The organism is Testudinibacter sp. P27/CKL/0425 (assembly GCF_052931395.1).
Genome location: NZ_CM128801.1, coordinates 2342364 through 2354164, shown reverse-complemented (window position 1 = coordinate 2354164; position 11801 = coordinate 2342364). Strand labels below are relative to the sequence as shown.

13 protein-coding genes are annotated in these 11801 nt (G+C 49.9%); 8 read left to right on the top strand and 5 right to left on the bottom strand.

Going from position 1 to position 11801, the window contains the following annotated elements; all coding sequences use genetic code 11:
* Nucleotides 1-4: 4 nt before the first annotated feature.
* From metQ to ACUHGC_RS11600, 3 genes are all read left to right on the top strand, one after another.
* Nucleotides 5-805, top strand: a complete 801-nt coding sequence (gene metQ / locus ACUHGC_RS11610; RefSeq protein WP_446833445.1) for a methionine ABC transporter substrate-binding lipoprotein MetQ — start codon at nucleotides 5-7, stop codon at nucleotides 803-805.
* 92 nt (nucleotides 806-897) lie between these two features.
* Nucleotides 898-2001 carry a carboxynorspermidine decarboxylase gene (gene nspC / locus ACUHGC_RS11605; RefSeq protein ID WP_446833444.1) on the top strand — a complete coding sequence of 368 codons (1104 nt, stop codon included), beginning with the start codon at nucleotides 898-900 and terminating at the stop codon, nucleotides 1999-2001.
* A gap of 160 nt (nucleotides 2002-2161) precedes the next feature.
* Entirely contained in the window at nucleotides 2162-3400 is a 1239-nt protein-coding gene (locus ACUHGC_RS11600) for a saccharopine dehydrogenase family protein (protein WP_446833443.1), read from the top strand.
* A gap of 54 nt (nucleotides 3401-3454) precedes the next feature.
* Here the strand turns inward: ACUHGC_RS11600 and ACUHGC_RS11595 are convergent, their stop codons facing one another.
* From ACUHGC_RS11595 to ACUHGC_RS11580, 4 genes are all read right to left on the bottom strand, one after another.
* Nucleotides 3455-4429 carry a TerC family protein gene (locus ACUHGC_RS11595; protein WP_446833442.1) on the bottom strand — a complete coding sequence of 325 codons (975 nt, stop codon included), beginning with the start codon at nucleotides 4427-4429 and terminating at the stop codon, nucleotides 3455-3457.
* Nucleotides 4430-4613: 184 nt separating this feature from the next.
* A complete protein-coding gene (locus ACUHGC_RS11590) occupies nucleotides 4614-4964 on the bottom strand; it encodes a cyclophilin-like fold protein (protein WP_446833441.1) in 351 nt (116 codons plus the stop codon).
* 292 nt (nucleotides 4965-5256) lie between these two features.
* Nucleotides 5257-6105, bottom strand: a complete 849-nt coding sequence (locus ACUHGC_RS11585) for an aldo/keto reductase (protein ID WP_446833440.1) — start codon at nucleotides 6103-6105, stop codon at nucleotides 5257-5259.
* Between the two features lie 132 nt (nucleotides 6106-6237).
* Complete coding sequence (locus ACUHGC_RS11580; protein WP_446833439.1) at nucleotides 6238-7140, bottom strand: LysR family transcriptional regulator; 903 nt, start codon at nucleotides 7138-7140, stop codon at nucleotides 6238-6240.
* Between the two features lie 250 nt (nucleotides 7141-7390).
* Here ACUHGC_RS11580 and ACUHGC_RS11575 point away from each other — a divergent pair, with 250 nt between their 5' ends.
* The 4 genes from ACUHGC_RS11575 (at nucleotide 7391) to ACUHGC_RS11560 (ending at nucleotide 10566) form a co-directional block, all read left to right on the top strand.
* Nucleotides 7391-7702 (top strand): hypothetical protein, encoded by a 312-nt coding sequence (locus ACUHGC_RS11575; protein ID WP_446833438.1) that lies wholly within the window; start codon nucleotides 7391-7393, stop codon nucleotides 7700-7702.
* Nucleotides 7699-8259, top strand: a complete 561-nt coding sequence (locus ACUHGC_RS11570; RefSeq protein WP_446833437.1) for an alpha/beta hydrolase — start codon at nucleotides 7699-7701, stop codon at nucleotides 8257-8259. Before ACUHGC_RS11575 ends, ACUHGC_RS11570 begins: the two co-directional genes overlap by 4 nt.
* A gap of 137 nt (nucleotides 8260-8396) precedes the next feature.
* Nucleotides 8397-9389 (top strand): cupin domain-containing carboxymuconolactone decarboxylase family protein, encoded by a 993-nt coding sequence (locus ACUHGC_RS11565; protein ID WP_446833436.1) that lies wholly within the window; start codon nucleotides 8397-8399, stop codon nucleotides 9387-9389.
* A 70-nt stretch (nucleotides 9390-9459) separates the two neighbouring features.
* The gene (locus ACUHGC_RS11560) at nucleotides 9460-10566 is read left to right on the top strand and encodes an alpha/beta hydrolase (RefSeq protein ID WP_446833435.1); all 1107 of its coding nucleotides are present in this window, start codon (nucleotides 9460-9462) and stop codon (nucleotides 10564-10566) included.
* A 70-nt stretch (nucleotides 10567-10636) separates the two neighbouring features.
* Here ACUHGC_RS11560 and ACUHGC_RS11555 read toward each other — a convergent pair whose 3' ends face one another.
* Complete coding sequence (locus tag ACUHGC_RS11555) at nucleotides 10637-11143, bottom strand: HPP family protein (protein WP_446833434.1); 507 nt, start codon at nucleotides 11141-11143, stop codon at nucleotides 10637-10639.
* 94 nt (nucleotides 11144-11237) lie between these two features.
* On the opposite strand from ACUHGC_RS11555, the gene ACUHGC_RS11550 reads away from it, so the two are divergent.
* Complete coding sequence (locus ACUHGC_RS11550; protein WP_446833433.1) at nucleotides 11238-11792, top strand: TetR/AcrR family transcriptional regulator; 555 nt, start codon at nucleotides 11238-11240, stop codon at nucleotides 11790-11792.
* Nucleotides 11793-11801: the final 9 nt, after the last annotated feature.

The window sequence follows — 11801 nt, the reverse complement described above, 5'->3', positions numbered from 1 at the left end:
TATCATGAAATTAAAAAATGTATTTACCCTGACTGCGTTAGCAACCGCTGTGGCATTTTCCGGTTCAGCATTGGCGAAAGACGGCAAATTAAAAGTCGGCATTCAAACCGGTCCTGAATTCTCCGTTGCCGAAGTGGCACAAAAAGTGGCAAAAGAGCAGTATGGTCTGGAAGTTGAACTTGTACCGTTCACTGACTATGTGACGCCAAACGTGGCATTGGAAGAGAAATCGATTGATGCCAACGCCTTCCAACACAAACCGTATTTAGACGCACAAGTCGAAGCCCGTGGGCTGAAGGGCTTGGTGATTGTCGGCAACACCTTTGTGTATCCGATTGCTGCTTATTCTAAAAAAATCAGCAAATTGGACGAACTGAAAGACGGCGCAACCGTTGCCATTCCAAACGATCCGACCAACGGCGGACGTGCTTTACTGTTATTGCAAGCGCAAGGTTTGTTGAAATTGAAAGACGGCACCGGCTTGACACCGACCGCACTTGATATTATTGAGAATCCGAAAAAACTGAAAATCCGTGAACTGGAAGCGCCATTGTTGCCACGAGTGTTGCCGGAAGTGGATCTCGCGGTGATCAACAACACCTATGCCGGACAAGCAGGCTTATTCCCTAGCAGCGATGCGATTTTCGTGGAAGATAAAGATTCACCGTATGTGAACATCATCGTGGCACGTGAAGACAACAAAGACGATCAAGATGTGGTAAACTTTGTGAAAGCGTACAACTCAGAAGCGGTTTACGAAAAAGCGAAAGAAGAATTTAAAGATTCTGTGGTGAAAGGCTGGTAAGCCAGACCGCACTTTGAAATTTAATTCTTAAATAAATCAATAGGTTGATTGGGAGTCTTTCTCAATCAACCGATTTTTTGTGTACAGGAAAAATGACAGAATTAGCCACCCCTTATTATCTGATCGATAAAACCAAATTATTGGCAAATATGCAAAAAATCGCCTATTTGCGTCAGCGTTCCGGCGCCAAAGCGTTATTGGCTCTTAAATGCTTTGCGACGTGGAGCGTATTTGATTTTATGTCTGACTATATGGACGGAACGACCTCCTCTTCGTTGTATGAAGTTAAACTGGGGCAAACCAAATTCGGCGGTGAAACCCACGCCTACAGCGTGGCGTATAGCGATGCTGAAATTGACGAAGTGATCGCCAACGCCGATAAAATCATTTTTAACTCGATCAACCAATTAACCCGTTTTGCCGATAAAGCGCAGCAGATTCAGCGTGGTTTGCGGGTCAATCCCCGAGTCAGCACTTCGGATTTCATTCTTGCCGATCCGGCACGTCCGCACAGCCGCTTGGGCGAATGGGACATTGCAAAAATTCGTGAAGTGATGCCGTTGATCAACGGGTTTATGTTTCACAACAACTGCGAAAATGCCGATTTTGATCGCTTCGATCAAATGCTGCAAAAAATCGAAAACGAATTTGGCGAGCTGCTGCAACAAGTCGATTGGGTCAGCCTTGGCGGCGGCATTCATTTCACCGGCGAAGATTATCCGCTGGATCAATTTGCCGATCGTTTAAAACAGTTTGCCGAGCGCTATGCGGTACAAGTCTATTTAGAACCGGGCGAAGCGGCGATCACCTTAAGCACCAGTTTGGAAGTTACGGTGTTGGATACGCTACACAACGGCAAAGATTTGGCGATTGTTGACAGCTCGATTGAAGCGCATATGCTGGATTTGCTGATCTACCGCCAAGCCGCTAAACTACAGCCGAATAGCGGAAATCATCACTATATGGTCTGCGGCAAATCCTGCCTTGCCGGTGATATTTTCGGGGAATATCAGTTTGAACAACCGTTGAAAATCGGCGATCGCCTGTCGTTTTGCGATGCCGCCGGTTATACGATGGTGAAAAAGAATTGGTTCAATGGCGTCAATATGCCGTCCATTGCCATTAAAGAATTGAACGGCGAGATTAATTTAGTTAAGCAGTTCGATTTTGACGATTACGTTGACAGCTTGTCGTAACGCTTGAAATCCTTGCGATTTCAATGCGTTTCAAGCGGCTTCAACGAATCAATCAGGTTTTACCGCACTTTGCACTGCGGTGAAACATTTTTGCTCATGCCAATCGTGATCGGGCCTCAAAGTGCGGTTGCGGTTTGACATTAAGGAGGATTATGCAAACATGAAAAAAAACATCTTAATTATTGGTGCCGGTGGTGTGGCGCAAGTCGTCGCACATAAATGCGCCCAACACAACGACATTTTAGGTTCTATCGCCATTGCTTCACGCGGCATCACCAAGTGCCAAGACATTGCCAACAGTGTGCGTGAAAAAAACGCTTTCAAAATCCCCGCAGAAATCGCCTGCTTTGAACTGGACGCATTCAACATCGAAGCGACCAAATCAATTATCAAAGAAACAGAATCCCAAATCGTGATCAACGTCGGATCGGCATTTTTAAATATGTCGGTGCTACAGGCGTGTATCGAAACCGGCGCGGCATATCTGGATACGGCAATTCACGAAGAACCGCATAAAATTTGTGAAACACCGCCGTGGTACAATAATTACGAATGGCAACGTCGCGAACTGTGTGAAAACAACCGCGTCACCGCCATTTTAGGCGTCGGCTTCGATCCGGGCGTGGTGAATGCGTATGCCGCCGTTGCAGTCAATGAGTGTCTGGATCAAACCGACAGCATTGACATTATCGACATTAATGCCGGCAGCCACGGGCGTTATTTTGCCACTAATTTCGATCCGGAAATCAATTTCCGTGAATTTACCGGACAAGTCTGGAGCTGGCAAAACAGCCAATGGACCAGCAACCAAATGTTTGAAGTCAAACGGACGGACGATCTGCCGGTCGTCGGGCTGCAAACCTCCTATATGACAGGGCATGATGAAATTCACTCCTTGTCGCAAAATTTAAATGTACCGAATATTCGTTTCTGGATGGGCTTCGGCGATCACTATATCAACGTGTTCACCATCTTGAACAACCTAGGCTTGTTGTCCGAACAGCCGGTGACCACCGCCGAAGGGCTGGAAGTGATTCCGTTGAAAGTGGTGAAAGCGGTGTTGCCGGATCCGTCTTCATTAGCACCGGATTACACCGGCAAAACCTGCATCGGCACTTTGGCTAAGGGCAAAAAAGACGGTCAGGATAAAGAAGTCTTTATCTACAATGTTGCCGATCACAAAGAAGCCTTTGAAGAAGTCGGCAGTCAGGGCATTTCCTACACCGCCGGTGTGCCGCCGGTTGCGGCTGCGATTTTGATCGCACAAGGTGCGTGGAATGTTGAGAAAATGGTCAATGTGGAAGAGCTTGATCCGAAACCGTTCCTGAATTTGTTAAATCAAATGGGCTTGCCGAATCGGATTAAAGACGAACACGGTGATCGTGAACTGGCGTTCTAATCGCCATACCGCACTTTGCTTTTTGCACTAGGCAAAGTGCGGTTTAAACCGTGATTACAGAATTTTCTTGCGCAGCGACAGCACAATCGACAGCAGCAAAATCACAAATACCGCGGTCATCGACAGTGCAATCGGCAAATGAATGCCGATCATCAACAACAGCATTTTCGCCCCGATAAAAATCAAGATAGTTGCCAAGCCGTATTTCAGATAGATAAAGCGATCGGCAATATCCGCCAGCACGAAATACATCGCCCGCAGTCCAAGAATCGCAAAAATATTCGATGTCAGCACAATAAACGGATCGGTAGTCACCGCAAAGACCGCCGGAATGCTGTCCACCGCAAACACCACATCGCTCAATTCCACCATAATCAGCACCAGTAATAACGGCGTGAACACTTTCTTACCGTTCTCGACGGTGATAAATTTCTCACCGTCGAACTGTTTGCTGAGGCGTAAGTGGCTGCGCAGCCAGTTTAGCAGCAGATTTTTTGAAAAATCCTCGTTTTCATCGCCGTGGTTTGAGGTGAAAATTTTGATACCGCTGTAGATTAAGAACGCGCCGAACAGATATAAAATCCATTCGTATTCACGGATCAGAATCGCACTGATACCGATCATCACCGCCCGCATCAAAATTGCGCCGAGCACACCGTACAGCAACACTTTATGCTGATAGATCGGCGGCACTTTGAAATAGCTGAAGATCATCAAAAACACAAACAGATTATCGACCGACAGCGATTTTTCCAACACATAACCGGTCATAAACTCCATCACTTTTTCAGCGGCGATTTTGCTGCCGAAAGCGGGGTTTGATGCCAATTCAAAATACAGCCACAAGGCAAACAGGCAAGAAACGCTCACCCAGATAACACTCCAGACCACCGCCTCTTTAATACTCACTTTATGCGCGCCGCTTTTTTTCAGACTGAGTAGATCCACCACTAACATAATGGCGACCACAATAAAAAACACGGTATAAAACATCGGACTGCCGATGTCAGGTAATGACGAACTCGCCATAAAAACTCCAACGTAATAATAAGAATCACCGCATTATCGGTGATTTGAGTTTTTATACAAGCGGTAAGCCACGCTACGGCAAAGAATTTTACGTCTTTTTTAGTTTTTCGAAATAAATGAAAGCAAAGTGCGGTCAGCGCGCCGCTCGGCAAGCGCTGGAAACCGCACTTGGTTGTGTAGCCGATTAAGGTGAAGGTGCGCGCTCAAGCGTCAGACTGGTCGCTTGCGATAAAGCGGAAAAATCACCGTCAAATTGCCCTAAATGGACGAGCCCCGCAGCGCTTGGGCCGGATTTATAAAACAGAGCGAAATTGCCCCACGGCGCATAGTAGGTGATATCGCCGGGTTTGGCTTGATAGCGGGCGGGCGCCTGACTGGTGTTGAGCTTGAAAGACGGGTGAGCAATCTTTTCACTGGCGGCGTAATCCTCCAGCGGCAAACTGATTGGCAGACGGTTAAACAGATCTTCGGCACTGGGGTTGTCCGCCAGCGTGGCAGGGTAGGTTTTGCCGTCTAAAATAACATGAATTTTCATCGTATGAGCCTCTAAATAGGGAGCAATCACCATGAGGGCGAATGTAAGAAGGAAAAACATTGATTTCATTGAACGCCTCGTGGTGATGTCGCTTTCAAACTTAAAATCACAACCGCACTTTACCTATTCTCCGCCGTTGTGCGGTTTCAATCAATAATGATTTTAGAAGGCTTTTAATTTCAGGTAAATTCATGAATGTTGAATTTATAATTTCTAAAATGGAAATTATAAAGCCAATCTAAACCGCGTTCAGCGCAAAGTGCGGTTCAGATCGGCTTGCAGATAGGCTAAGTTAAATATCGAAAGTATAGCCGTGCATAAAGCGCACCGCTTCAATACTCTGGTGATTGAAAAACAGGCTTTCGCCTTGTTCCAAAGTCGCAATTGCGGCTCTGTCGGCGTCATCGAGTGCAAAATCAAATACGTTCAGATTTTTTGTCATTCGCTCCGGTTTCACTGATTTGGCAAGCACCACGATATTGCGTTCCACCAGCCAACGGATAATAACCTGTGCGACGGATTTTGTATGTTTTTCGCCGATTTTACGCAACACCGTATTGTTGAAAATATCGTTTTTGCCTTCGGCAAACGGTGCCCAAGCCTCAACGATAATGTTTTCCGCCTGCAGAGCGGCAACCTGTTCGTTGCATTGATGGAACGGGTTGATTTCAATTTGGTTAACTTGCGGCATGACCTGGTTAAACGTGCCTAAATCGACCGCCCGATCGGGCGAGAAATTGCTGACTCCGATAGCGCGGATTTTGCCCGCTGCTTGGAATTCTTCCAGCGCACGCCAAATGCCATACACATCACTAAACGGCTGATGAATTAAGACTAAGTCCAAATAGTCCAACTGCAAGCGGGCAAGCGAACGTTCAAGCGAAGCTTTGGCATTTTCATAGCCCGCATTTTGTAACCAAACTTTCGTGGTGATAAACAACTCCTCACGCGCCACACCACAATTGGCAATGCCACGCCCAACCTCGGTTTCATTCACATACGCTTGTGCGGTGTCAATATGGCGGTAACCCGCTTGTATTGCGGCGATCACAGCCTGCTCGGTTTGCTCCAGCGGAATTTGAAAAACACCAAAACCTAAAATAGGAATTTCAACGCCATTACTCAAGATAAGATTTTGCATAATTTGCTCCGATTAAAATGATTTCGGCTTGCATTATAACGTTCAGAATTGGCTGGATTAAGCCATTAAACTCGCATACACCTATGAGTAAATTTCATTAATATACGATTAACGGCATAATAACGAACCAAATTATTTCAACTTCAACATCTCAATCCACGCCTGCGCCGCTTGGGTTTTATGGCGGTTTTTCGGGTAATACAAACCCATCGGCGGATAGGTGATACGTTTGTCGGCAAACAGCTCCACCAGTTCGCCGCTTGCCAATTCTTGCTCCACCGCATAAATCGGTGCCCAGCTCAGCCCCAGCCCGTCGAGCAGCGCCTGTTTGATCAACACGCTGGAATTGAAGGTGAGGCTGGCGGGGGCAGTGAGGCGCAGCAGCTGGTTGTTGTCTAAAAATTCCCATTCGGTGAGGCGGTTGAAGCTGTTGAAGCTGTTGAAGCTGATAACGATGCAGCGGTGGCGGGTGAGTTCTTGCAGGGTTTGCGGCGTGCCGCAGCGTTTGAGATAGGCGGGCGAGGCGACGATGCCCATTTGCCGCTCTTCGGAAATCTGCACCGCCACCATATCCTGCGCCACTTCGTGCATCGGGCGCACGCCGAAATCGAAGCCTTCTTTGACAATGTCTATATGATTGTTGTTAATCATGATTTCCACTTCCACCGCAGGATGGGCGGCGAGAAATTCGCGCATTTTCGGGTAGAGCAAGGTGTGGGCGGGATTTTCGGAGCTGTTGATGCGCAGTTTGCCGACAATTTGCTGTTGAAAATCGCCAAGTGCGGTCAGCTCGTCTTGAATCATGCCGAACATCGGGCTGATGCGCTCATAGAGCTGCTGCCCGGCTTCGGTGGGCGACATCGAGCGGGTGGTGCGGTTGAGCAGTTTGATGTTGAGGCGGTTTTCCAAATCGTTCATGCGGTGGCTGAGTGCCGAGGGGTGCACGCCCAACGCTTTGGCGGCACGGCTGAAATTGTGAAAACGCACCACTTGCACAAAGGCATAGAGGTCGTTGAAATTTTTGTTGTCTTGCATTGCGTTATCCTTCAGACGGCCTAACGGCAGGGTTGAACGTTTATAGCCAAATAAATTGGAATCAGGACAAGGAAAACGAACGAAGATAGTACAAGTAGTACAGCTAGTGAGTTTGACGATGTACTGTTTTCAATTTAAAAGACTATATTTGTGAGATTTTCTCATCTTCCTATATAGAATACAGCATCTTATCAAGAGATTGAATCTTCGTATAATGGTTTGTATTCATTGATGATTGAGGAGCAAACCGATGAAGCAACCACGACATTTTCTCAAAAGCCTGATTGTCACCGCACTTTTAACCGCAGGAGCTAGCGCCATGGCCGCCGATTACCGACAAAACCCGTTCACCCTCACTTATGAAAACGCCATTACGCAAAACCAGCCCGGCAAGGTGAATATCCATCCGGTGCGCTATCAGGCGCGCCCCGCTATACCGACAAACCCGCCAACCGTATTGAAGACATCCGCGCCGCAGCGGACTTTATCAGCCAATATGCCGGAGCAGACAGCGAACGCCTCGGCCTGCTCGGCATTTGCGGCGGAGGCGGCTATTCGGTGAAAGCGGCGCAAACCGACAAGCGTTTCAAATCGCTGGCGACGGTGAGCATGTTCAACAGCGGCGATGCACGGCGTAATGGTTTTCAGCGTTCGCAAACCGACAGCGTGCAAGCCCGCTTGGCGCAAGCCGCCGAAGCGCGTGCGGCAGAAGCGGCAGGCGGCGAAGTGCGTTATGCCCCCGGTTTTGCCGCCGGCATGACCGACGAGCAAGTGGCGGCGCTGCCGTATGAAATGTATCGCGAAGGCTATGAATACTACGCGCGCAGCCACGTTCACCCGAATTCCCAAACCAACTACACCTTGAGCAGCCTGCTGGATTTGATGGAATTTGACGTCAACACCAATGTCGATTTAATCAACCAGCCGCTGTTGATGATTGCGGGCGACAAAGCCGACAGCCTGTATATGACCGAAGAAGTGTTTGCCAACGCCACCGGCACGGGCAACAAAGAGCTGTATAAAGTGAAAGGCGCCACCCATATTCAAACGTATTGGAAGCCGGAATATGTGCAGCAAATCAGCGCCAAGCTGGGCGATTTTTACGGCAAAAACCTGTAAACCGCTTCAAGGCCGTCTGAAAACGTTCAGACGGCCTAATCCACATCCACCAAGGGAGACACCATGAGCAAATTGCTATTGACCGCCGCCCTCATCATGAGCACCGCCGCCGCGCCCGCCGCCGACGCCAAAGCGAGATGACGGCGGTTTCCGCGCCCGCCGCCAATTTCAGCGGCAAAGCCGAATTTACCCGCTTTCCGGTGATGCCTGCGTCTGGCGATGTTGCCCCTGCGATTGTGCACTTTGACGCGGGCACGATTACCAATTGGCACATCCACCCCAAAGGGCAATACATGATTGTCACCGAGGGCGAGGGGCGCACCCAACATTGGGGCGGGCCGATTGAAATCATTCGCCAAGGCGATGTGGTGTGGTGTCCGCCCGGTGTGAAACATTGGCACGGTGCGGGCGAGCACACCGCCATGAGCCATGTGGTGATCAGCCCGGTGGCCGATAATCAGCCGGTGCAATGGCTGGAAAAAGTCGATTTGCCGCCCGCTGCTGCCGCACCGGCACTCATCCGCCAAACCACGCCGCTCACCCGTGCACAATTGGCGATTGCGCCGATTGCCGCCTTGAGTGCGGTGGGCGATTTGGAAAAACTCAAACCCGCATTGGCAGCGGGGCTGGACAGCGGCTTAAGCCCCGCCGAACTGGAAGAAGTTTTCGCCCATCAATATGCCTATGCTGGTTTTCCGCGCGCTTTGAACGGCTTGTTAACCTTGCAAGCCGTGCTGAAAGAACGCGGCATCACGCCGCCACAGCAAGCCCCGATTGACTCTCGTCGCGATTATTACCAACTCGGGCAACAAAACCTTGCCGACTTGAGCGGCCGCGACCCGAACGCGATTTTGTTTGATTCAAACGGCATCGACTACGCCTTAAAAGCGCATTTGTTCGGCTATCTGTTCAGCCGCGAACAGCTCAGCAGCGTCAACCGCCAGCTGGTTACCGTTTCCACCCTGTCGGCGCTGGGCAATGTGCAGCCGCAGTTGGCTTCTCATGTGCGCAACACGCAAAATCTCGGCGTGAGCCAAGCCGAATTGGCGCGCCTTGCCGATGTGTTACAACGTGAAGTGGGCGCGGAAACCGCCAACCATTTGCGCACAGCGTTGAATGCAGGGCGTTAACCGAATCCGCCGCCGAGGCCGTCTGAAACACGGCGGCAGACGATGGATGCCAACAAAAGAGGAAAACCAAATGAAAGCACTATTCAAAACCGCCTGCGCCGTTGCCTTGTGCAGCTTGGCGCTGCAAACCCCAGTCGCGCCGCTCAGCATGGCCGAACAAGGCAGTTTTGCCGTCGGCGGCAGCGTGTTGCGCAGCGAGGGCAGTTACAATCCGCTGCCGGATGCGGTGAAAGGCAAAACCGGCAACAATTTCATGACTGCCTACGACGCCTCCATCGAAGCGGGCGGGCAAACGCTGCACGGCGACCACGCCACCGTGTTTTACCAAATCCCGACCAATCCGCGCCCGCTGCCGCTGGTGTTTCTGCACGGCGCGGGGCAATCCATGCGCACTTGGCAAACCACACCCGACGGGCGCGAAGGCTTTCAAAACATCTTTTTGCGCCGCCAATTCCCCGTTTACCTGATTGACCAACCGCGCCGCGGCCAATCCGGACGCGCCACCGTTGACGGCACCATCCGCGCCACGCCCGACGACCAATTCTGGTTCGCCCAATTCCGCATCGGCACTTATCCGAATTATTTCGACAACGTGGTCTTCCCGCGCGACCCCGCCGCGCTGGCACAATTCTTCCGCCAAATGACCCCGAACACTGGCGCATTTGATGCCGAACTGATTGCCGACAGCCTCGCCAAACTGTTCGACCGCACCGGCGCAGGCATTTTGGTGACGCATTCGCAAGGCGGCATGCCGGACTGGTTGGCAGGCATCAAAAGCGCCAACGTCAAAGCGATTGTGGCGTATGAACCGGGCACTTTCCCGTTCCCGCCGGGCGAAGTGCCGCCGGCGATTACCAGCAAATTCGGCGATGTCGCCCCCGCCACCGCCAGCCGTGAAGATTTCGACAAACTCACCCGCCTGCCCATCATCATCTATTTCGGCGACAACATCAGCCGCGAGCCGTCAGACAACCAAGGCGAAGACCAATGGCGTATCCGCCTGCAACTGGCGCAGCAATGGGCGCAAGTGGTCAACCGCTACGGCGGCGATGTTACGGTAATCGAGCTGCCCAAAGTGGGCATACACGGCAACACCCACTTTCCGTTTTCGGATTTGAATAATATCGACGTGGCGGATCATCTTTCCGGCTGGTTGCAACAGAAAAAGCTGGATTAAGTGCAGGTAGACAAAAGGCCGTCTGAAAGCAATCACGCTTTCAGACGGCCTTTGTGCATTATGCTTCATTCTACCAATACAACGGATAGCGCCTGTCTTTACCCCAATTATTAAAAAACAACGCCACCAGCACCAAAATCAACGCGCCGATTAAAGTGGGCGTAATCAAAAAAGACCATTTTACTGCGCCCAGCATCACAATCAACGGGTTGGAACCTGCGGGCGGATGGGGTACGCGCAACAGCAACATCAGCGCAATAGCCGTTCCCACGCCGATTGCCATACTCCAACAATGCACACCGAATATCGCCATCACCACCAGCCCGGTTAAGGTAGCAATAAAGTGCCCGCCAACCACATTGCGGGGTTGTGAAAACGGGCTAGCAGGATAGGCAAACACCAGTAAACAACTGGCACCGAAAGAACCCAACACCAAAGACAGTTGCGCCATTTCGCCTGCACCTGCAAACGCTGCGGTTGCCAAAAAGCCACCCAACCAAGCCACAGCAATAGCAGCCAACGGCAAACGTGCCGGACGTGGTTCATTGGCTGTCCGCCAGTTATACAAACATTTCATTTTTTCTCCTTAATATTTAAAAATACACCGGTCGGTATACTTAATAATAAGATATGCTAATCGGTGTACTTATGCAAAGGAGAATTTGAATTTAATGAGTAAGCGTAATCAAATTATTGAATTTTCATATGAAATTTTTTATCAAAACGGCTTTCATGCTTGTGGTGTAGAGCTGCTTGCCCAAAACGCCGGCATAACCAAGCGCACGCTATACAGCTATTTCGACGGCAAAGATGATTTGATTGCCGCGAGCCTGAGCCATCGTCACGAGCAATTCATTGTACAAATGCAAGAAACGTTGGATGCCTATCCGCCAGAGGAAACTACGGTGGCTTATTTGGCTTTTTTGCAGAATTGGATTGAATCAGCCGATTTTTATGGCTGTATGTTTATTAATGCGTGTGCTGAATATTCAGATGCACAGAATCCATTACATCAACAGGCAAAAGCACATAAAGAGTCGGTTAAGAATATTCTTTTGATACGTTTTCAAGAGACGGGATTCAGACAGGCTCAAACCATGGCAGATTTGCTTTTTATCGGTGGTGAAGGGCTGATTGTTTCTGCCCAAACGTTGGGTAGCAAGGCATTGAATACACATTACGACCTCATCAGGCAGGCGGTGGAATCGCTAGAGCAGGATAGGTAAACGCATAAT